At 34.7% G+C, this 22,227-nt stretch carries 21 protein-coding genes and 1 tRNA gene; 7 read left to right on the top strand and 15 right to left on the bottom strand.

Annotated features, from left to right (window positions below; translation table 11 throughout):
• Positions 1–7 precede the first annotated feature (7 nt).
• The 7 genes from GM921_RS10965 to GM921_RS10995 all read right to left on the bottom strand — a co-directional run bounded on the left by GM921_RS10965 (position 8) and on the right by GM921_RS10995 (position 6,359).
• Positions 8–829 (bottom strand): energy transducer TonB, encoded by an 822-nt coding sequence (locus tag GM921_RS10965; protein WP_182922683.1) that lies wholly within the window; start codon positions 827–829, stop codon positions 8–10.
• 30 nt (positions 830–859) lie between these two features.
• A complete protein-coding gene (locus tag GM921_RS10970; RefSeq protein WP_182922684.1) occupies positions 860–1,402 on the bottom strand; it encodes an ExbD/TolR family protein in 543 nt (180 codons plus the stop codon).
• An 8-nt stretch (positions 1,403–1,410) separates the two neighbouring features.
• Complete coding sequence (locus GM921_RS10975) at positions 1,411–2,031, bottom strand: ExbD/TolR family protein (RefSeq protein ID WP_182922685.1); 621 nt, start codon at positions 2,029–2,031, stop codon at positions 1,411–1,413.
• Between the two features lie 84 nt (positions 2,032–2,115).
• Positions 2,116–2,997 carry a MotA/TolQ/ExbB proton channel family protein gene (locus tag GM921_RS10980; RefSeq protein ID WP_182922686.1) on the bottom strand — a complete coding sequence of 294 codons (882 nt, stop codon included), beginning with the start codon at positions 2,995–2,997 and terminating at the stop codon, positions 2,116–2,118.
• A gap of 291 nt (positions 2,998–3,288) precedes the next feature.
• Complete coding sequence (gene pckA, locus GM921_RS10985; RefSeq protein WP_182922687.1) at positions 3,289–4,893, bottom strand: phosphoenolpyruvate carboxykinase (ATP); 1,605 nt, start codon at positions 4,891–4,893, stop codon at positions 3,289–3,291.
• A 144-nt stretch (positions 4,894–5,037) separates the two neighbouring features.
• Positions 5,038–5,394, bottom strand: a complete 357-nt coding sequence (locus tag GM921_RS10990; RefSeq protein ID WP_317170976.1) for a translation initiation factor — start codon at positions 5,392–5,394, stop codon at positions 5,038–5,040.
• Between the two features lie 80 nt (positions 5,395–5,474).
• Complete coding sequence (locus GM921_RS10995; protein ID WP_182922689.1) at positions 5,475–6,359, bottom strand: diacylglycerol/lipid kinase family protein; 885 nt, start codon at positions 6,357–6,359, stop codon at positions 5,475–5,477.
• A 229-nt stretch (positions 6,360–6,588) separates the two neighbouring features.
• Here GM921_RS10995 and metK point away from each other — a divergent pair, with 229 nt between their 5' ends.
• Positions 6,589–7,839 carry a methionine adenosyltransferase gene (gene metK, locus GM921_RS11000; RefSeq protein ID WP_182922690.1) on the top strand — a complete coding sequence of 417 codons (1,251 nt, stop codon included), beginning with the start codon at positions 6,589–6,591 and terminating at the stop codon, positions 7,837–7,839.
• A 59-nt stretch (positions 7,840–7,898) separates the two neighbouring features.
• Here metK and GM921_RS11005 read toward each other — a convergent pair whose 3' ends face one another.
• The gene (locus GM921_RS11005) at positions 7,899–8,435 is read right to left on the bottom strand and encodes an ExbD/TolR family protein (RefSeq protein ID WP_182922691.1); all 537 of its coding nucleotides are present in this window, start codon (positions 8,433–8,435) and stop codon (positions 7,899–7,901) included.
• 96 nt (positions 8,436–8,531) lie between these two features.
• Positions 8,532–9,059, bottom strand: a complete 528-nt coding sequence (locus tag GM921_RS11010) for a superoxide dismutase family protein (protein WP_182922692.1) — start codon at positions 9,057–9,059, stop codon at positions 8,532–8,534.
• A gap of 132 nt (positions 9,060–9,191) precedes the next feature.
• Here GM921_RS11010 and GM921_RS11015 point away from each other — a divergent pair, with 132 nt between their 5' ends.
• Entirely contained in the window at positions 9,192–9,539 is a 348-nt protein-coding gene (locus GM921_RS11015; protein WP_182922693.1) for a hypothetical protein, read from the top strand.
• 102 nt (positions 9,540–9,641) lie between these two features.
• Complete coding sequence (locus GM921_RS11020; RefSeq protein WP_182922694.1) at positions 9,642–10,664, top strand: LacI family DNA-binding transcriptional regulator; 1,023 nt, start codon at positions 9,642–9,644, stop codon at positions 10,662–10,664.
• A 40-nt stretch (positions 10,665–10,704) separates the two neighbouring features.
• Here the strand turns inward: GM921_RS11020 and GM921_RS11025 are convergent, their stop codons facing one another.
• Entirely contained in the window at positions 10,705–12,054 is a 1,350-nt protein-coding gene (locus GM921_RS11025) for a Gfo/Idh/MocA family protein (protein ID WP_182922695.1), read from the bottom strand.
• A 127-nt stretch (positions 12,055–12,181) separates the two neighbouring features.
• Here GM921_RS11025 and GM921_RS11030 point away from each other — a divergent pair, with 127 nt between their 5' ends.
• Both GM921_RS11030 and GM921_RS11035 read left to right on the top strand, forming a co-directional pair.
• Positions 12,182–12,628, top strand: coding sequence for a DUF5655 domain-containing protein (locus GM921_RS11030; RefSeq protein ID WP_182923960.1), 447 nt, complete (start codon positions 12,182–12,184; stop codon positions 12,626–12,628).
• The gene (locus GM921_RS11035) at positions 12,612–13,034 is read left to right on the top strand and encodes a hypothetical protein (protein ID WP_202985655.1); all 423 of its coding nucleotides are present in this window, start codon (positions 12,612–12,614) and stop codon (positions 13,032–13,034) included. The genes GM921_RS11030 and GM921_RS11035 overlap by 17 nt, the downstream gene beginning before the upstream one ends.
• A 431-nt stretch (positions 13,035–13,465) precedes the next feature.
• Here the strand turns inward: GM921_RS11035 and GM921_RS11040 are convergent.
• The 3 genes from GM921_RS11040 to GM921_RS11050 all read right to left on the bottom strand — a co-directional run bounded on the left by GM921_RS11040 (position 13,466) and on the right by GM921_RS11050 (position 15,657).
• Positions 13,466–13,539, bottom strand: a tRNA-Asp gene (locus tag GM921_RS11040).
• Between the two features lie 93 nt (positions 13,540–13,632).
• Positions 13,633–14,706: a peptide chain release factor 1 gene (gene prfA, locus GM921_RS11045; RefSeq protein WP_182922696.1), complete on the bottom strand. Its 1,074-nt coding sequence runs from the start codon at positions 14,704–14,706 to the stop codon at positions 13,633–13,635.
• Positions 14,707–14,907: 201 nt separating this feature from the next.
• Positions 14,908–15,657, bottom strand: a complete 750-nt coding sequence (locus GM921_RS11050; RefSeq protein WP_182922697.1) for a UDP-2,3-diacylglucosamine diphosphatase — start codon at positions 15,655–15,657, stop codon at positions 14,908–14,910.
• Between the two features lie 208 nt (positions 15,658–15,865).
• Here GM921_RS11050 and GM921_RS11055 point away from each other — a divergent pair, with 208 nt between their 5' ends.
• Positions 15,866–16,876 (top strand): NAD(P)/FAD-dependent oxidoreductase, encoded by a 1,011-nt coding sequence (locus tag GM921_RS11055; protein WP_182922698.1) that lies wholly within the window; start codon positions 15,866–15,868, stop codon positions 16,874–16,876.
• A 2-nt stretch (positions 16,877–16,878) separates the two neighbouring features.
• On the top strand, positions 16,879–17,208 hold the full coding sequence (locus tag GM921_RS11060; RefSeq protein ID WP_182922699.1) for a 2Fe-2S iron-sulfur cluster-binding protein: 330 nt from the start codon (positions 16,879–16,881) through the stop codon (positions 17,206–17,208).
• Positions 17,209–17,389: 181 nt separating this feature from the next.
• Here the strand turns inward: GM921_RS11060 and GM921_RS11065 are convergent, their stop codons facing one another.
• Positions 17,390–18,907 (bottom strand): SusD/RagB family nutrient-binding outer membrane lipoprotein, encoded by a 1,518-nt coding sequence (locus GM921_RS11065; RefSeq protein ID WP_182922700.1) that lies wholly within the window; start codon positions 18,905–18,907, stop codon positions 17,390–17,392.
• Positions 18,908–18,918: 11 nt separating this feature from the next.
• Complete coding sequence (locus GM921_RS11070) at positions 18,919–22,056, bottom strand: SusC/RagA family TonB-linked outer membrane protein (RefSeq protein WP_182922701.1); 3,138 nt, start codon at positions 22,054–22,056, stop codon at positions 18,919–18,921.
• Positions 22,057–22,227 lie beyond the last annotated feature (171 nt).

Below are 22,227 nucleotides of genomic sequence, written 5' to 3' on the forward strand. Positions count from 1 at the left end.
TTGATGTTTATTGTTGCAGGTTAAATTTAATTGGAATATTATATTTAACACGTACAGGTTTACCATTTTGCATGCCAGGATTCCAGCGTTTACTTGCTCTTAACACTCTAATCGCTTCTTCATCCATTCCATAACCTACTTTTCTATCAACTTTAGCATCGGTTACAGAACCATCTTTTTCAACTGTAAATGATAAAAATAGTGTTCCAGAAATTCCCGCTTCAGTTGCCATTGCTGGATATTTAATTCCATTGGCTAAATAATCATAGAATTTCTGAATACCACCTGGATAGTTAGGTGGATTCTCCATACTTACAAAATTGTAAACTGTATTATCCTCTACTTGTACTGCTTGTTTTGGTCCTTCACCTGCTGGTGCAATTTGCACGATATCTGCTGATGGATCACCTTCAATTGTTTTTTGTCCAGGATCTGCCTTTTTCAAATCTTCTGCTTTAGGCGGTTCTTCATCACGCACTTCGTTATCCGGCTTCACAATTGGAGGAGGAAATTTAATTTGATCCTGCTTTGGTGGAGGTGGCTCAACTGGTGGAGGTGTTTTCACATCTGGATTAATTGGTGGAGGTGGCTGCATAACCATTTCAACCACTTTCTCCTTAGGTGGTTCAGGCAATATTCCTGCAATCAGAGCGTAAATTTTTGGCGCTAAGAACAGTAATATAAATATTGCCGATGCAATAAATAGCGATTTAGATGTATTAGCCGCGTTAGTTTGACGAAGCTCGTAAGCTCCATAATTCTTATTCTTTTTGGCAAATATTACATCAAGCCACTCTTTGTTAAATAAATCTATTTTAGATCCAAACATTGCTTAATATTTTAATTTGTTATTATTTTATTATAAAATCCCACCTGTTTTCATAGCTTCTTTTTCACTATCCATTAGGTGTTTAGGATCATCATCAATAGCTGGTGCATTAATATTAGTTTTAGTAATATTCAATTCATCCATGATATTAACAAAGTTTTCGTAAGTAGATGCATCGGTAGGTTTCACCACAATAATGATGTCTTTACCCATTTTATCTTTTACTTCTTGTTTATTTTTCAGGAGTGATGCTCTAATATCATTAAAACCTTCAATAGTTGGTGTTGATTTACCAGCCTCTCCCATGTACCATGCAATTTTATCGTTCTTACCTAATAAAATCGTCATCGTTTGAGATGCTTTCAACTCAAGTTTATTTAAATCTTTAACGTCTTTATCGGGTTTAGCAATATCCATTGCTAATGGTTTTGATAAGGAAGTAGTTAGCATGAAGAAAGTAATCAATAAGAACGCTAAATCAACCATTGCGGTTAAATCTACACGTGTAGATTGTTTTTTACTTCTTACTTTGCCACCTTTGCCGCCATCCCCACCTGTATTTAATTCTGCCATAGTATATATTATTTAGCAGCAGCCTCGGCTGATGTAATTAAACTAAATTTGTTAACTTGTTGTTTTTGAAGTACATCTACAATTTTTCTAATTGTTGGATATTCTTCTTTTGAATCTCCCTTAATACTGATACGCATTTCGGTATTGTGCAATTCAGCCGTAGCTCTACGAGATTGCTCTATCCATCTGTATAGTTCTCCATTAGTTGTAGAATCTGTAGGAATTCCGTTTAGCTTAGCTTCAAATTTTGCACGATCATCACCATTCAAATTAATGAACTGTTTTAGGTTACCAAATGGAACGCCAAATGATGAAATTACACCAAAACGTTTAGCTTCATCTTCAGTAAATGAAGTGCTATATAATGTAGCCATTTTTTGCAAGGTCAATTTTTTTACGTCTTGACCTATGATTTCTATAAAAACTTTCCCTTTACCGATACTCAATATTGCCAAATCTTTATCAGGCACTTTAAATTGAACCGAAGACGATGGAGTTTTAATATCCAAAGGATCTGGTTGACGGGAAGTTGCCGTTAAAATAAAGAAAGTTAACAACAAGAAAGCCACATCGCACATTGCGGTCATGTCTACTGAGGTACTCTTTCTAGGAACTTTTATTCTGCCCATGATATAAAAAATATAATATTTTAATTAATGATGTTAATTTTTCCGGTTTTCCATAAAAGCCGGCAAAAAAAATTAAAATAATTTTTATTTATGGGTAGAAGCGTAAGTTTGGATGATGCTGAAACCTGCTTCATCAATAGCATAAGTCAATTTATCGATTTTCGAAGTCAAGATATTATACATGATAATTGCAAGAGTAGAAGTACCAATACCTGTAGCTGTGTTAATCAAAGCCTCAGAAATACCAGTTGCTAATGCCGCTTGATCTGGTGCTCCAGAGTTGGCCAAACCACCAAACGCTTTAATCATACCTGTTACTGTACCTAATAGACCCATTAACGTACCTACTGATACCAAAGTAGCAATGATTGTTAAGTTTTGCTCTAACATTGGCATTTCCAATGAAGTAGCTTCTTCGATGTCTTTTTGGATAGCTAAACATTTTTGATCTGTATCCATGTTTTGCTCAGTTTCCATCTCGCCATATTTTTTAAGACCAGATTTAATTACGTTTGCAACAGAACCTTCTTGTTTATCGCATTCTGCAGCTGCTGCTGAGATATTACCTGAACTTAAAAGTGATTGAATTTTTTTAACGAAAGAATCTAAACTTCCTTTACCTGTTGCTTTACCAATTACAATTAAACGCTCAATTGAGAATACGAATACCATTAAAAGCATACCCATCAAAATTGGAACGATAAATCCGCCTTTGTAAGCCATACCACCATAGTTACCAACTTTAGGTAAAATGTGAGCTGTGTCATCATTAAAGAAAGCTAATGAAACTGTACTGTTTGCCTTTGCAATAGAATCATCAATTGTAAAGTTTGATGGTTTACCCAATACAAAGATGAAAAGTGTTACCCCAATAAGGATACAAATAGGAATTACAAGAGTTGCAAATAAATTAGATGCAGTTGAACTCTCTTTTTTAACTGTTGTTGGTTTTGGTGCGTTTGCCATTTTTTTTTAGTTTTTTAGTTTTTAGTACTTGTTTTAAATTTAAAGAAATTATTTAAATAATATAGTAATACACACAACGTTTATTGAAATTAATTGTTGCGTTAGCAAATTTATAAATTGATTTTAAATTACAAATTAAATAATCGTTACACAATTAATTCGTTACGCTAGCCCTCTTTTTTATTGTTAAGGAAAGTGCATAACCAAAAAAGATTGCCTTTGTTCGAGACAATCTTCCGCAATTAAAACTAAAAATTTAATTAAAAGCAAATTTTAAGTGAAAAAAATACATTAAAGTACGTTTTCAACCACTTTTGGGAGTGCATTTTGAATTTCTTCGTTTGCAAAGTCCTCAAACTGTTTAAAGTTTTCTAAAAATGCTGTTGCTAATTCATTTGCCTTGTTATCGTAATTTTGAGAACTTGCCCATGTATTTCTAGGATTTAAAATTTCTGAAGGTACATCTGGACAATTTGTTGGCATTAACAATCCAAATACTGGATGTTCTATAAAATCGGCTTTTGCCAAACTTCCATTTAATGCTGCACTAATCATTGCTCGGGTATAACTCAATTTCATTCTATTTCCTACTCCATAAGGGCCGCCACTCCACCCTGTGTTTACTAACCATACATTCACTTTATGTTTTTCCATCTTTTCTCCCAATAATTTGGCATACTTAGCAGGATGTAAGGGTAAAAATGCTTTACCAAAACAAGCAGAGAAAGTTAATTGAGGTTCGGTAACACCCGCTTCGGTACCAGCTACTTTTGCGGTGTAGCCAGATATAAAATGAAACATCGCCTGACCTGGTGTTAGTTTAGAAATTGGAGGAAGCACCCCAAATGCATCAGCCGTTAAGAAAAAAATATTTTTTGGAATTGAAGCTACAGAAGGCACCATGGCATTATCTATGTAATTTATTGGATAAGCAACTCTGGTGTTTTCTGTTTTATCAATATTTGAAAAATCTACCGTACGTGTATTTGGGAAATAATTTGTGTTTTCTAATAATGAGCCGAATTTAATCGCATTAAAGATTTGTGGTTCTTTTTCTGCTGTCAGATCTATGCATTTGGCATAACAACCCCCTTCAAAATTAAATACTGAATTTTCTCCCCAACCGTGTTCATCATCGCCAATTAAAGCTCTTTTTGGATCAGCAGATAAAGTTGTTTTTCCAGTTCCCGATAATCCAAAAAAGATAGCGGTATCTCCATCTTCGCCTACATTGGCAGAGCAATGCATAGATAATGTTTTCTTTTGTTCTGGCAATATAAAGTTTAATACAGAGAAGATTCCTTTTTTAATTTCGCCAGTATATGCTGTCCCGCCTATTAAAATCATCTTCTTTGAAAAATTTAAAATAGAGAAATTAGCTTGGCGAGTTCCATCTGTTAAAGGATTAGCTAAAAATGAGGGTACTGCTATAATTGTCCACTCGGGTTGTGTAGGCAATTCCTCTTCTGGGAATCTTAAGAATAAGTTATTCGCAAAAAGATTTTGGAACGCATGTTCTGTAACTACGCGAATAGTGGTTTTATAATTTTCATCCGCACATGCATACGCATCGCGAACATAAATCTGTTTTGAATTTAAGTGATTCGTTATTTTATCAAATAGTTGATCGAAATGTGCTGGACTAATTTTAATATTGATATCGCCCCACCAAACTGCATTTTCTGTTATTTCATCGCACACTATAAAACGATCTTTAGGAGAACGTCCAGTAAATTTACCCGTATCAACTGCTAATGCGCCGTTATCAGCTAAAGTACCTTCTGCGTTTTTTAAAGCTTCTTCAACTAGTTCTGCTACGCTTAATTGATATTTAACTGTTTTAGCACTTAAATTTAGATAGCCTAAATCGGGCTGCTTTACATTTTTATTGCTCATATATTTGGTTTAATATCATGCAAAGCTAAGCAGATATTAACGCAAAAAATATGCTTTTTCAGGAAAAATTTTACTTATTGTGGCAAATACACTAACATATAAAGCATTTATAATCAATGTTTTATGTTAAAAATTAATACTATATTAACCTCCAGATTTTTTTACTTTGTAACCTTCTTTTTGGAGTATTAAAATCACCTTATCTCTAAAATCTCCTTGTATTAAAATTTCTCCATCTTTAGCTGCTCCACCAACCCCACATTTTGTTTTCAGCATTTTACCTAAAAGCACTAATTTTTCTTCACTTCCTCTAAATCCAGTAATTAAAGTTACGGCTTTACCACCTCTATTTTTTCTATCGAGTGTAACTCTTAAATCTTGTTGCGCATTTGTGATTGGCTCTTCAGTTGATGGAGTTTCTTCATCGTAAACAAAAGAAGAATCTGTTGAATACATTATTCCGCCGAAATCGCTAATTATCTTTTTTTTCTCTTTAGCCACTGTTTTTAATTTAATTTTTTTGCCACAGATGCACAGATTAAAATGCATTTAAAATCTGCTAATCAGCGGCTATATTATTTCTATTTTACTGCCGAAATTACTTTTAATACAGAAGGAATAACCTCTATTTCTAAATTTTTCCCCATAAAAAACGGCTCACCATCTAGGTGGATAGAATCTTCTTTCATTCTAGTGATTTTAATATTCTTCCCTCTAATAATTTCTATCATTTCAGATTTATCGGTAGTTGCCCGTACCATTTGATAAGCTAATATTGGTAATTTGTATAACGGAAAAGGTTTTACTATGCAAACATCTAATAATCCATCAGTTAAAGAAGATTTTGGTGAAATATATACGTTGTTGCCGTATTGAGATGAGTTTGCAATACTTACCACAAAGGCATCTCGAGTATAGCTCACTCCATCAATTTCTAGTTGATAGCTTTGAGGTTTATAAGCAATCATTTCCTTTAGCCCCATTTCAATGTATCCTTTTAGGCCTCTACGCTTATTCCCCGCAAATACTGCACTAATATGAGCATCAAACCCCATTCCAGCCATATTAAAAAAGTATTTATTATTTAATTTGGCTGCGTCTATAATTTGGGTATCAAACGTATTAATTAATTGAATTGCTTTTTTAGAATCCATTGGGATTTTCAAAGACCTAGCTAAGCCATTACCAGAGCCGAAAGGGATTATGCCTAAAGTTTTGTTCAATTGCATTACTTTGGGCGCTACCTCATTAATAGTTCCATCTCCACCTACAGCTACAATTACATCAAAATTTTTATTAGCGGCTTCTTCGGCCAATTCTGCTGCATGACCAATGTATTCGGTAAAACTATAATTTGGGTTAAATTTAGTTTTATCTAAATGAGCATCTATTAATCCAGGTATTTTCTGCTTTTTTTTACCGCCAGATATTGGATTAATAATAAATAAGATGTTTTCTTTTGACAATTTATAAAGATTTGGTTGCACAAAATACCTGATATTTTTTGACTATTAATAATATAATAGTAATTTTGCAGTGTTAAAAGTGGACTGATTTGCGATGCTATGAAATATTAGCGGGATTGCAACCACGTAAAAAAAAGTGCTAACCAATACCACACTTCATTTTACTGCCTGTTTACAGGATCAAAATCCATTTTACATAATAAGTTTATTTAAAATTTAATTATTTAAAATGTCGTATTTATTTACATCAGAATCTGTATCTGAAGGTCATCCGGATAAAATTGCAGATCAAATTTCGGACGCATTAATTGATAACTTTTTAGCATTCGATAGCGAATCTAAAGTCGCGTGTGAAACTCTGGTTACTACTGGCCAAGTTATTTTAGCAGGTGAGGTAAAATCTAAAACCTATTTAGATGTACAACAAATTGCTAGAGATGTAATCAGAAAAATTGGTTACACTAAAAGTGAATATATGTTTGAGGCAAATTCTTGTGGAATTTTATCAGCTATTCACGAACAATCTCAAGATATTAACCAAGGTGTAGATAGAACTACAAAAGAAGAGCAAGGTGCAGGCGACCAAGGAATGATGTTTGGTTATGCAACTAACGAAACTGAAAATTATATGCCGTTGGCTCTTGATTTATCTCATGCACTATTAATCGAATTGGCTAATTTAAGAAGAGAAAATGCTGAAATTACGTATTTGCGTCCTGATGCAAAATCTCAAGTAACTTTGGAATATTCTGACGACAATAAACCACAACGAATTGACGCTATCGTAATCTCAACTCAACATGATGATTTTGATGAAGAGGCGACAATGCTGGCAAAAATTAAATCAGATTTAGTTTCCATTTTGATTCCTAGAATTAAAGCAAAATATCCTCAATATGCTCATTTATTTAATGATCAAATCACCTATCATATTAACCCAACTGGGAAATTTGTAATTGGTGGTCCGCATGGCGATACCGGCTTAACAGGAAGAAAAATTATTGTTGATACGTATGGCGGAAAAGGTGCTCACGGTGGTGGCGCATTTTCTGGAAAAGATCCAAGTAAAGTGGATAGAAGTGCGGCTTATGCAACTCGTCATATCGCTAAAAACTTAGTTGCCGCAGGCATTGCTGATGAAATTTTAGTTCAAGTAAGCTATGCGATTGGTGTTGCAAAACCAACTTCAATAAATGTGGTTACTTATGGTACTTCTAAAGTGAATTTAACCGATGGTGAAATCAGTAAGAAAGTAGAATCAATTTTTGATATGCGCCCTTATTTCATCGAGCAACGCTTAAAATTAAGAAACCCAATTTACAGTGAAACAGCTGCTTATGGACACATGGGACGTAAACCTGAAACGGTTACAAAAATCTTTAGAACACCTAACGGCGATGAAAAAACAGTTACTGTTGAATTATTTACTTGGGAGAAATTAGATTTTGTAGATAAAGTAAAAGCTGAATTTGGTTTATAATCAAATACTGAATTAATGCATAAAAAGCCTTCCGATTTTAAAATTGGAAGGCTTTTTTGCTATATACCCTTTGCTTTCATGAATGTTTTCTCTTGATCTGCGATATACTTATCATCTATTGCATAGGATTTAATATCAGAAATATTCATCTCATCAATTATATCTACAAAATTCTTATAGTTTGAAGTATTAGTAGGTTTGATAATTACCAGCATTTGTTTTTCTCGATCGCTAGTATGAGTTTTGGCTACCATTAATTTATTCGAAAGAATTTGCTTTTTGATCGTGGTCAAATTAATCATCTGCATTGTTGCATTTTTTGCCTCGCCCATATAATAAACTGCTTGGTTATTTTTACCTAAAAGAATGGTCATTGTTCGTGATGCAGGGAAATCTACAAAGTCGATTGGTTGCTTCTGGGGTACTGGTTTAGCGATTTCTAAAGCTTTCATTTTAGACAATGATGTAGTCAGCATAAAGAAAGTTATCAATAGAAAAGCTAAGTCTACCATTGCAGTTAAATCTACGCTTGGGAGTGGTTTTTTGGTTCTTCCTTTTACAGCCTTGCCGTTTTGTGGAATGCTAAGTGTTGCCATCTTGTTTTAAGTTTTAAACAGGATGTTTTTTATCCTCAAATTGCATAAAAAAAGCGATTAAATTTCCTCAATCGCTTAATATAGGGCTTGATATATTTATTTCACTGCTTCAATAACTCCACATCCAACTCTTGGCCCAGAATTACCAGTAGGCTGGGTTGTATAATCATCAGTTCCTCCATGCACAATAATTCCTCTTCCAATTATATTTTTAGCATCATTGGCAATAATACTCCATCGATCTGTACTTATAGAAATTGTTCCATGGCCTTTATTATCCAACTTTATGTTGCCAATATCTCCAGAATGGTAAGCAGCTGAACCCCATTTACCATGCACTTCATTAGTTGGATTCCAATGACCATGAGCATTCTCTCCCATATTACCACAATCTCCATGTTCATGAAAATGTACCGCTACTGTGCTATCTGCTCTTTCAGGAAAATTAATCTCTAAATCCATTTTCATTTTTCCATCTGGTAAGCTATAAAATTTTGCCACGCCAATTGGTTTGTTCGTTGAAGTTGTGTTAAGTATAGCCTGAGCAACTTCTTTTACCGTACTGGTGCAAGAACTTAATGCAATACCTAGGCAAAGTCCTGCTAACATCAAATATTTTTTCATATCAATTATTAGTTAAAGTCAAATCAACAACAAATACTTTAAAACTTTGGTTTTTAATAGTTTCCAAATAATCTATCGAAATAAAAAACCAATTATCACAACCGTTGTTCTATCCATATAAAATTAACAATCATGGAACAGCCAGTAGAAATGAACACTTTAAGTCAAGTTTTAGAGAAATTAAGACTTAAAGGAAAAGACAATGAAATTAGAATGTCTGATCATGGAAAAATGCAATCGGCCAATTTCAATAAAATATATACACCCGAAGATTTAACAGTTGTAAAAACCTATCGCTTTGAAGGCATGTCTGATCCAGCAGATAGTTCTGTGCTTTATTTAGTTGAAGATAAGGATAAAAACATAGGTTATATTTTAGATGCTTATGGTATTTATTCTGATAATGAAGGTTCAACATTTGATGATTTTCTGAAGAAAATCCCCGTTGCAGATCGCGATGAGCAAGAGCTTTTTAGCTAGCTTTAGGTAGTGTTTTTTAAAACTAATTTAACACAAACGTTTGATATTTTGTATTGCATATAAAATAGTTATCTTCGGAAAGCCGTTTGGCACAATAAACCGATGATAAAGAAACCTATTACCATTAAAGAAATTGCAAAAAAGCTCGATTTGTCTATTTCAACTGTTTCTAGAGCATTACATGGTCATCCAAGCATTAGCTTAAGCACTCAGCAAAAAGTTAAGCAAATGGCCAAGGAAATGGAGTATGAGCCCAATCAAACGGCTATCTTTTTCCAAAAGGGAAAAACCTTTACCATAGGAGTAATTTTACCCGAGCTAGCTGAAGCATTTTTTGCATCTGCAATTAGTGCAATTGAAGATATTGCGTATAAGAAAAACTATACAGTGTTATTAGCTCAATCTCATGATGATGAAGAAAGGGAAAAGCAACTAGTAGATAAAATGAAAAACCATAGAATTGATGGTTTATTAGTTTCTGTCGCTAAAACAACTGCTAATTTTGATCATTTTGAATTACTAAGGAAACATCAAATTCCTGTTGTATTTTTTGATCGAATTCCTCCAATTAAAAATATCCACTATGTGGCTTGTAATATAGAAACGGGCAGTATTGAAGCTGTTAACTTTTTATTAAAGAGAGGACATCGTAGCATTGGGTTAATAAATGGTCCAAACACACTTGTTGCCAGTGGACAAAGAAAAGAAGGTTATATTAAAGCATTATATAAAAATAGGTTAAAGTTTGATCCTACTTTAATTGTAGACTGCGATTTAACTGAAGCTGGCACTAAAGCAGCTTTAGAAACTTTATTAAATCACAAACGCAAACCAACTGCTATTGTTACGTTTAACGACTATGTATCGGCATTTGCTATTAAATCTTTAAGGCGTTTAAATTTAAACCTTGATCAGGAAATTGAATTTGTAAGCTATGCTAATTCTTCGATTATTGGTTTTATGGAGCATCCGCCAGTAGCTTCGGTTGAACAGTTTCCTGCTATACAAGGGCAAAAAGCAATTGATACGCTGTTGGATCTATTAAATAGTGACGAGAATGAAGAAACCCAAGGCTATTATAAAACAATTATTGAATCTCAGCTTGTTGAAAGCCATAAAGATTAAATAAAAAAGGCTGAAATTTCTTTCAGCCTCCTTAAAAATCTTAAAACCCACTATCGTCAAGTGCGAATGTGTTTTTTCTATCTTTCCATTTACCTTTTGTAAAATCTGGAAACTCTTGCGGCTTGTTTCCTTCTTTTAAAGATTTTGTAGATAAAGGTGTAATTACACTCATGGTTACAGAATCATAAACATCTATTGGCGTTTGTCTTTTGGCTTTTACCGCTTGAATAAATCCATTAAATACAAACCAATCCATACCACCGTGACCAGCACCTAAGGCATCTTTTTCGTATTTTTTCCAAACTGGATGATCATACTTATCAAACCATTCTTTTACTGGTTCCCACGCATCATTCTTTTTTGCTTGTTTTTCAATATATATTGATTTAGCAACATCCATCCAAATACCTTCCGTTCCTTGCACTCTAAATCCTAATGAATAAGGTCTTGGCAAATGTGTATCATGAGATAATAAAACGGTTTCGCCATTGGCACAATTAATTAACGTAGAAGTTACATCCCCATTTTTATAATTGATTTTTGAATTTGGATGACCTGGTGAAAGATCATTTACATAGCTCGCTAAACCGCGTGCTTTAGAACTAAAAGACACTAAATTAGTAAATCTGTTTCCTCTATTAATGTTTGCATACTGCATTACTGGACCCGCACCGTGAGTTGGGTACAAATCTCCATCTTGATCAATGTTAAATTGAGTACGCCATTGTGCTTCACTTAGTGCCTTAGGGCCATATTCTACACCTCCGCCATAATAATCCTTACCATTATTAAATAGTACGTTTCTTAAGTTATGTTGGTAACCACCTTCTAAGTGAACAAGTTCTCCGAAAACTCCTTGTCTAACCATATTTAACACCGCCATTACATCTCTGCGATAGCAAACGTTTTCTAAAGTAGAGTATGGTACGCCTGTTTTTTCTGAAGTTTTTACAATATCCCAGTGCTCTTCAACAGTTAAACCTGCAACTACCTCACAACCCACATATTTACCAGCATTCATTGCGTATATAGCTTGCGAATGGTGAAATTGCCATGGTGTAGCGATAATTACTGCATCTATATCTTTTCTGTCTAATAAAGCTTTGTATGCGTCAATTCCGCCAGTATATTCTTTAGCAGCTGGTCTGCCAGATTTGGCAATAAATGATCTACATACTTTTAACGAGCTTTCTTGTGTATCGCAAATGGCCACAATTTCTACGTCATCTCTTAATACACCTTCGCTAATGTGACTCATTCCTCTTGCTCCAACGCCAATGTAGCCTAATCTTACTCTCCCGTTATCTTTTGCAAATAAAGTTCCGGTAGGTAAAATACTTATGCCTGCAGCAGCAAGAGCACCATTTTTAATAAAATCTCTTCTTTCCATTTTGTGTTTTTGGTTTCAGGTTGTTTTCAATTTACTTGTAAAGTATAAAAAATACCCTTTTATGCCATAGAAATATCATGATTTACACAACGCAAACGTTTGATAATCTGCACAAATACCTAACTTAGTGTTAATTTTATCTGATCATCCAAATATGTGGACTTGTCCTTTATGCAATCAACCTTTTAAGAATACAAATCAAATTCACTATTGTGGAAATAACACGATTGGCGATTTTCTTAATGGAAAAAGCGATACAACAGTTGATTTATTCCATCATTTTATATTGAAGTATAAAGAAATTGGAGATATAAAATTGCAAGCCACAAAATCTATGATTGCCATAGTAGCTGATAAGCGATTTGCTTATATCATTAAATTAGGAAAAGATTTTATTGATATTGTATTTCCTTTTAAAGAACCTTTTGAAGATAATTTTTGTTTTCGTAAGATAGCTTTAGTGCCAGGAAGTAATGATTTCAATCATCATTTAAGACTTTATTTTATAGAAGATGTAAATGAGGAAGTCTTAGTATTTATGAAAAAAGCCTATTTAAATGGAAAAAACGTATGAGCTGAGTGGATGCAAATTAGTAGTTGTTTTTAAGAATCAGCTGATCAGAATAAAAAAACCAAAAGCATTACAAAAATTTCTGACTACCGATATCGAACAACGTTCGGAAGTATTAGTTAATAGTATCAAAATAGATTATTTAAGTCTTTTTGGGAAGGAATTAGCAATCTCTAACGATTCGTTAATTATAGAGATATGGGCGCATGTGTATGCTAGTTATTTTGCTAAGGCGATGAAAAATTTAATTAGCCTAAAGTTAGTTGAAGAAGCTGCAGACTTTATTATTAAGCGGAGCGATATTATTGATTGCGGCGAAAGCGAAATAGACAGCAACAGAAAATTTTGGGATATACTAGCGAATTTCAAAGGCGTGATCTTAACCTTTTTGCCAAAGCGACTACTCTAATTGTACCAAGTTAATACTTAGTTCGATACTAGTTTATCTCTAATTCAGATTCATTACACCAAACAGTCGGAGTTGCGTCGGGGTTGGTTCGGATTCAATTGTCACAAGTCCGAACCAACCCCGAACTAACCCCGTCTAAAGCCCGTTTCAAGACAAGGTCATTTTTGACCCATTTTAAATCTCAAACTGAATTAGGTGAACAGTTCGAAAAGTGTATAAAGGTTTTTTTCATTGTCCTTTCCTAACCATATTGCTTGAAAGATATAGGGCGCCAATAACCTTCTACATCACTAGGCTTCAAAAGGATCTAGGCTTTGCTTACAAAAACAAAAAACTCTTCTATTATTTTTTTGTTTGATAGACTTCTATTATCAAAGAGATTGAAATAGCCTTAGAATCAAAAAAGCCTCAACTTTCGTTAAGGCTTCTTGCGGGCCGGACGGGACTCGAACCCGCGACCTCCGCCGTGACAGGGCGGCATTCTAACCAGCTGAACTACCGGCCCGTTTCCCAAAACAAAATCACTTTCGGATTGGGATTGCAAATATAGCGTCTTTAATTTATTTTACAACAAAAAAGTTAAAATAATTGTAACTCATTAAATTACAGCACCTTCTTTCATCTTTTCTGCGTTCTCTGCAAACTGTAATGCATCAATCAACTCCTGCACACCACCATCCATTACGCCATTTAGGTTATATAAGGTCAAACCAATGCGATGATCGGTCACTCTTCCCTGTGGGTAATTATACGTTCTAATCTTAGCAGATCTATCTCCTGTAGATACCATCGTCTTACGTCTAGCAGCAATATCACCATTCTTTTTCTGCAATTCGATGTCATATAATTTACTACGCAACATCTCCATTGCAATTACACGGTTACCCAATTGCGATCTATCTTGCTGACAAACTACTACTATTCCAGATGGTTTATGCGTTAATTGCACTTTAGTTTCAACCTTATTTACATTTTGACCACCAGCACCACCAGAACGAGATGTATGTAATTCAATATCTGCCGGATTAATGTACAAATCAATTTCTTCAGCCTCTGGCAAAACAGCAACAGATGCCGCCGATGTATGCACTCGGCCTTGTGTTTCTGTATCAGGCACACGTTGTACGCGATGTACTCCCGATTCATATTTCAATTGTCCGTACACATCCTCTCCGCTCACCTTTAAAATCACCTCTTTATATCCACCTGCAGTACCTTCAGTTACATCAACAGTTTCAACTTTCCAACCTTTAGTATCAAAATAACGGCTATACATTCTATATAAATCGCCAGCAAATAACGCTGCTTCATCACCACCAGTTCCGCCTCTAATCTCAAAAACTGCATTTTTAGCATCTTCAGGATCTTTTGGTATCAACATCAAACGGATGTCTTCTTCCATTTTTTCTTGTTGTGCCAATAATAAATCCAACTCCTCTTTCGCCATCTCACGCATCTCCTGATCTTTCTCAGTGCTCAAAATCTCCTTGTTGGCATCAATATTACTCATTACATTTTTGTAGATTTTATATTCATCCACAATCTTGCCCAAGTCCTTATATTCCTTATTTAAAGCAGCAAAACGCTTCATATCCTGTATCGTATCCGGATTGCTCAATTGCTCTTCTACATCTTCCCAACGCAACTTTATCGCTTCTAATTTCTCTAACATAGTTTTAAATTCTTTTGAAAATATGCTTCGCTACACAAAACAAAGCAAGTCCCGCTTTACGTTTAAAATTTTCAGAAAAAGAAAATTCCACTTCAATCGGGTTTATTTAACACAAACCTGTGCAATAAAGATGCAAAAATACGAATTAAAGCTTAAAGCAGAAAGACCAAAGCCAAAGAGAGTTTGGAGTTAGCCAATGAACTATTGAACCGAATTATAATATTCAAGTTTCAAATCTTCTCCATCAAAAATGCCGTACGAATTGTAATTAATCCACTCGCCAATATTCACATAGCGACTATTCGCATTCAATTGAATATCTAAAGGCAAGTGCCGATGTCCAAAAATGAAATAATCAAAATGCTCTTTTTCTAATTGTTCTTTGGCAAAAATAGCAAGCCATTCATTTTCATCACCTAAAAACACTTCTTTTTTATTGCTAGCAACTCTGCTATTTCCCGACCATCCATTTGCAATAAACAATCCAATACGCGGTGGCAAAACAGAAAATAACCACTGACAAAATCGGTTTCTGAAAACTTTTCTTAGGAATTTATATTTCGCATCTCCTGGGCCTAATCCATCTCCATGATGCAAATAAAATTTCTTTCCACTTCGTTCAATACTTAATTCATCACTAATAATTTCGATGCCGATTTCTTTCGTAAAATAATCATTCACCCACATATCGTGATTTCCTTTAAAGAAATAGATTTTTATACCAGCATCGGCCATTTGAGCCAATTTACCCTGCAAACGAATAAATCCCTTCGGGATAACCGTACCGTATTCGAACCAAAAATCAAAAACATCGCCCATTAAGAAGAGTTCTCCACATGTTGGCTCAATAAAGTTTAACCAACTTACAATGCGTTCTTCACGTTTACGACTCTCCTTATAATTAGGTGCGCCTAAATGGAAATCAGAAGCGAAATATATGTTTTTATCCATGTATAGTTCAAAGGTAGCGGAAAATGATTAATTTTTAGCATCTTACAATTTGGGTGTTATCTGCCGAAACAAAATATTGTTCTGATTTTATCGCGAATAACATCCATACCAATTAAAAACTACTGAATTTGTAGATTTTAATTAAAATAATTTGGAACATATCTAAATAGTGTTTGTGATTTTGTAACTTTGCCTCAAATTTTAATACATGATTTCTACTGATATAGCCATTATTGGCGCCGGACCTGTAGGTTTATTTGCCATTTTTGAAGCCGGATTATTAAAAATGCGTTGTCATCTTGTTGATTACTTACCTCAAGTTGGTGGTCAGCTTTCAGAAATTTATCCAAAAAAACCTATATATGATATTCCAGGATATCCAACTGTGTTGGCTCAAGAATTAATTGATAATTTGGTAGAGCAAGCTAAACCATTTCATCCAGGTTATACCTTGGGCGAAAGAATTGAAGGTTTAGAAAAACGCGGCGAAGCAGATTTTGTATTAACCACTAACATGGGTACCATTATCGAAGCCAAAGTTGTTGTTATTGCTGGTGGATTAGGCTGTTTTGAGCCTCGTAAACCTGCTGTGGCTGGCTTAGAGCAATTCGAAAATGGAAGAGGCGTAAATTACATGATTTTAGATCCTGAGAAATATCGTGGTCAAAAAATGGTAATTGCAGGTGGTGGTGATTCTGCTTTAGATTGGACGATCTTCTTAGCAGATATATGTTCTGAACTAACGTTAATCCACCGTAGTGAAAGTTTCCGTGGCGCACCCGATTCGGTAGCCAAAGTAATGGAATTGGCAGAAAGCGGAAAGATTAACTTGGTTTTAAACAGTAATTTAAATTCAGTTACTGGTAATGGCAAATTAGAAAATGTAGAGGTAATACATAATCGTACTATGGAAACTACTTCTTTCGAAGCTGATCATTTGATCCCACTGTTTGGTTTAAGCCCTAAATTAGGCCCTATAGAGCAATGGAATTTGAATATAAGTAAAAGTGCTATTGAAGTAAATACCGACGACTACTCGACTAATATCCCTGGGATTTATGCCATTGGCGATATTAATACATATACCAATAAATTAAAATTAATTTTATGTGGTTTTCACGAAGCTGCATTAATGAGCCATAGTGCTTATCAGTATATGAACCCAGGTATTAAATATACTATGAAATATACTACTGTTAATGGTGTAACTGAATTTTAAGCATGGAAGCAAACGACATTTCTATACAAGTTGAAGACCGCGAAGGTAATATTAGTGAACTAATCGCTCCAACTGATATGGGCTTAAGCCTAATGGAGTTTTTAAAAGCTAGCGAATACGATATCTTAGCTACTTGCGGTGGTATGGCATTATGCGCAACTTGTTGTGTAGACGTAATGGAAGGTGAAGAAAAGCTCAACGAAATGAGCGATGATGAGTATGCAATGCTAGATACTTTACCAGATTTATTGCCTAATTCCAGGCTTGCTTGTCAATTACAATTAAACCCATCTATGGACGGGCTTAAAGTAAGGTTACATGCTATGGACTAAACTATAAGATATTTATAAAAATTAAAAAGGGGGCATTTAAAATGCCCCCTTTTTTGCTCATTATTTTTTACGTGGTAAAACGACCCTACCCTAAAAATCATCGTTTCATTTATTAAGTTGAGCTGGCAAATAAAAAAGGCGGGCTCATTGAGCCCGCCTTTTTATACTATATTAAAACCAATTATGGTTTATCCCACCATACACGGGTACTTAATTCATCTGGTCCTTGACTTGCAACTACAGCTAAATAATTTGTTTTATTTAAACTAGGTTCATCTGCAGTGTAGCATAATCTTCTAGGAATTTGACCACCTAGATTTTGAGGATTTGGTGACGGAGATAACGTAGGGAAACCAGTTCTTCTCCAATCTGCCCATGCTTCAAAGCCATAACCTTCATAGTTTGCTACCCATTTTTGGGTAATAATTTGTTTTACAGCATTTGCAGGATCATAAGCGATACCCACCTGTGCAAGATAAGTAGCAATTGCTGGTGCTGCAGCGCCATGTTGTGATAAAGATGCAGTTACACCATCATTATAATTAAGTGCAGCATTAACATCATCAGGAACACCTGTTATCCATCCTAACTTATAGGCTTCAGCAATAGCAAACTTAGTTTCAGCATAGGTAAATATAGTAACAACTGAATTTTGTTGTCTAAACTTTGTTCCAAAAGCAGAAACTGATCCAGCTGCAAAAACCCCTGCTGTATTAAAACCACCAATAGAATATGCTGATGCTGCTGCTTGTGTTATACCAAAAGGCATACCAACATAAGGACCAGTATTAACTCCATTAACTAAAGGAGCTGTTCTCTCTGCATACACACCTAAACGAGGATCAGAGTTTGTTTGCAAATAATCTAATAACGTTTTGCTAATTGTAAAATCATAACGTTTTGCAACATTATAATTGTTGTACATATTGTTCTCATTAGCTGATTCTGCAAGGTAAGGGTAAGAAACATTATCTGCATTAGAAGCTAATACACCAGCAGCTAATGCTAAATTAAATTCAGTTTTACCTGTTGCTGGATCAACTTTTGACAAACGAAGTGCCATATTTAATCTGATCTGGTTTGCAAATTTTTTCCATTTCGCAACAGATCCACCAAAAAGAAAATCCCCTTTTAATACAGTCGTTGCATCAAACTGTGCGCTAGCTTCTTTCAATTCTTTAAACAAATCTGTATAAATAGCTTGTTGTTTATCAAATTTAGGTGTTGCTTTTGATAACCCTTGTAAAGCCTCCGAATAAGGAATATCACCCCAACGATCTGTCATGCTTTGAAAAAAGAATGCTTTCAAAATACGAGCAGCAGCAATTTGATTTGCATTTGTACCGTTTCCAATTACATTTGGTGCAGCTTTAGTGGCTGCGTCGGTATTAAGCTTAATGATTAAAGCTAAATCCTGTAAAGGGTTACTATAGGTACCAGCGTAACTATATATTTTAAGGTTATAACGAGATTCAGAAGTGTAAAGTGTTTCAGAATTTTGCTGAGTAAACATTCTTCCCGTTAATGAACTTACAACACCTGCCATATTTCTCTCTGCATTAGTAAAAAGCAAATTGGTTTGTGGTTGTGATGGTGAGTTTTCGCTGACGTTAAGGTCCCCAAAATCTCCTGGTTTACAGCCTATAACAAATAATGTTAATGCTGCAAAACTTATATATTTTAAAAAATTTCTTTTCATTTTACTTAAATTTAGAATGTGATTTTCAAATTAAGACCTATTGTTCTTGTTCCAGGCAACTGACCACCTTCATTCCAGTTACCAGCCGACTCAGATGGATCAATACCAGGTACTGCGGTATAGATTAACCATGGATTACGGGCAACTAAAGTTAATGATGCTCTTTGTGCTTTAAATCTAGAAACTAGTTTAGATGGCAAATTATAGCCTATAGATACCTCTCTTAATTTAAAGTAAGTTGCTCTATATGTTTGTTCTTCCCAAGCATAAGGAATATAACCTTCATAATAATCTTGAGGATCCACATACGTTGTATTTGGTTTACCATCAGATGCACGAACACCTGGAATTAAGATACCACCACCAGCTGATACAGCATCTCTTTTAGGTTTTCCTTTATCATTCAAACCAGCAGTTTCTGGCGATAAACCAGAACCCATCATATTACCCTTTGTTACAGAGAATAATTTACCACCTATTTGGAAATCCATTGAAAATCCTGCAGTAAAACCTTTGTAATTGAAGTTAGATGTTAAACCACCTGTTAAATCAGGAACAAAACTACCTAAATGATGACCTTCTTCAAGAATAGGGAAACCATCATCATCAATTAACTGATTACCTGCGGCATCCTTTTTAATCCCACCAGTAACGATATCTCCAAAAGCTTGACCAACTCTACGCTCAACTCTGATTCTAGGAGTACCAGTGTAACCGAATGAACCAAAATCAAAATTATCCAATCCAGGATATAATGAAACTATTTTGTTTTTAGCAGTTGCAAAATTCGCATTCAAATCCCAGCTAAAACTACTTGTTTTAATTGGTGTGCCACCAAGTGTAAATTCATATCCTTTTGAAGTAATTTCACCCGCATTAATTAAAGCAGAAGTGAAACCAGTTGTAGAAGGAAGTGTAACAGAGATAATTTGATCTGTAGATTTACGGTTATAATAGTTAGCACTAAATGATAATCTATTTTTAAGGAACTTTAAATCTACACCTACCTCTACAGCATCAGAAAGCGCTGGTTTTAAATTTAAATTAGGAATTCTGTCTGGTGTTGTTAATGCAGGAGTTGTTCCCCAAAATCCAGCAGAGTTATAAGTCTGATAAATATTTAATGCACCAATATCAGAACCAGTACGTCCGAATGATGTTGATACTTTACCAAAGCTTAAAACATCATTTTTAGGTAACAAATCTGTAAACACAAATGCTAATGAAGCACCACCGTATAAATAAGAATTATTAGCGTCTGGCAATGATGAAGACCAGTCGTTACGAATGTTTAAATCTAAGAATAAGTAATTTTTATAGTTTGTTGATACAAAACCATAAACACTTCTAACTTTTTTGTCAAAGAAATTGCTATTTAAGGTCGGTCTATCTTTAGAAGCTGCAAGATTATAGTAATCAGGAACTGTAAAGCCACCCACAGTATTACCAGAGATGTCTTCATCACGATTTACACGCAATTCTCCGTATGCAGATGCACTAAAGTTAAAATCACCAAATTGTTTTTTATAACCTAAATCAACCACATAGTTATTTTCTCTAGAGCGAGACTGAGAATTAGCGTATCTTTCTAAAACTAATGTTCTAGATGCAATTCTCGATTCGCCACGAGCACTTGCATAAGTACCTTTGGCAGTAAAATCCAAAGTTAGTTCTGGCAATATATTATACGAAGCCATTATTGAACCAAATGCTCTTGTGCTATTATTAAGAGCCGTGTTTTCATAAGCCTCAGTATAAGGGTTGTCCCAATACTTAGGCGCTGCGTTTCTTGGGTTCGTAATATTCCAAGAAGTGAAAGTTCCATCTGGGTTTTTGTAAGCTTTTAGCTTCTCTATATTTACATCTCTATGAAACCATTGATTGAAAGATCCTGCTGTTTGAGTTCCATAACCCTCAGCTGGGCGATTAAAATAATTAATTACATTGTAATTAAAGTTACCTGTTAGTTTTAATTTTGCGATTGGTTTAAATTCACCGTTAAAACTAAATCTATTTTGATCTGCTTTAGTGTTTGGCGATACACCTGTACGGTTTATGTTTGTATAAGAAACCCTAGCATTAAATTTTTCTGATGATTGAGAGAAAGCAATATTACTGTTGTTTTCAATACCAGTTTCATAAAAATCTCTAATGTTATTTGGCTGAGCAACATAAGGTACTTGTGTAGCATATTGAGGATCAAACTTATTCCATGAGTAAAAAGGAGCATAAGGTAGACCATCAAATTTTGGACCCCAACTTTCATCTGTTTGAAAATCGTGCCATCTAGCGCCATTCATTGCAGCTAAAGCAGGCGCATCTGTTGCAGCGTTATACACAAATGTATTCCATGCTTGAGTACCACCACCACCATATTCATTTTGATATTCTGGTAAAGTTGCTACGCTTTCAAAAGTTGTGCTGTGATTTACATCAATACCAAACCCTTTTTTACTAGCCGTTTTAGATTTAACTACTACTACACCAGCATCACCACGTTGACCGTATAATGATGTTGCAGCTGGGCCTTTTAGAACTGTTACCTCTTCAACGTCATCCATATTTATACTAGTTGATGGAACAACAATTCCGTCAACAACGAACAAAGGATCACGACCTCCATCTATACTACTAATACCCCTAATGCGAATAGCAGCAGTACCGAAACGAGCACCCGATCCACCCAAGATCTGAACACCAGCAACTTTCCCAGCTAATGCAGAGTTCAAGTCAGGTTGTTTTGTTTGAGTTAAATCGTCTGCTTTTACAGTTTGTTGTGCAGTACCCAAAGATCTTTGAGTTCTAGCCACACCTAGTGCTGATGTAACCACAACCTCGCTTAATGTTTTAGTATCAGGCACTAGATTTACAGTTACAACACCATTAGCAGGAATTGCTCGCTCTACTTGAGTAAAGCCTAAATAAGAAATTAATAACGTTTTTGCATTTGCAGGAACTCTTAATGAGAACTTGCCATCTGCTCCTGTTGCTACACTAGTAGCGGGAGCCTCTTTTACTTTTACGGATGCCCCAGGGATTGGGAGACCGTCTTCACTTGATGTTACAGTACCTGATATTGTACGTTCTTGAGCAAACGCACTTACAGTTACAGTAAGCAAGATGAATAAACTTAGTACAAGTTTTTTCATAAATTAATAAATTTAGGTTAGTTAATAGTTAATTAATCCCTAAATATGAGTAAAAGTATATATGAATCAAAATTTTAAAGCATTAAATTAATTGATTTAAAACACAACCAACTGATAATTAGATGTTTAAATTTTAACACTTTTTAACACTTTCAGGAGTAACATTTGAGA

Origin of the sequence: Pedobacter planticolens (assembly GCF_014172375.1) — a bacterium.
Taxonomy (GTDB): Bacteria; Bacteroidota; Bacteroidia; order Sphingobacteriales; family Sphingobacteriaceae; genus Pedobacter; species Pedobacter planticolens.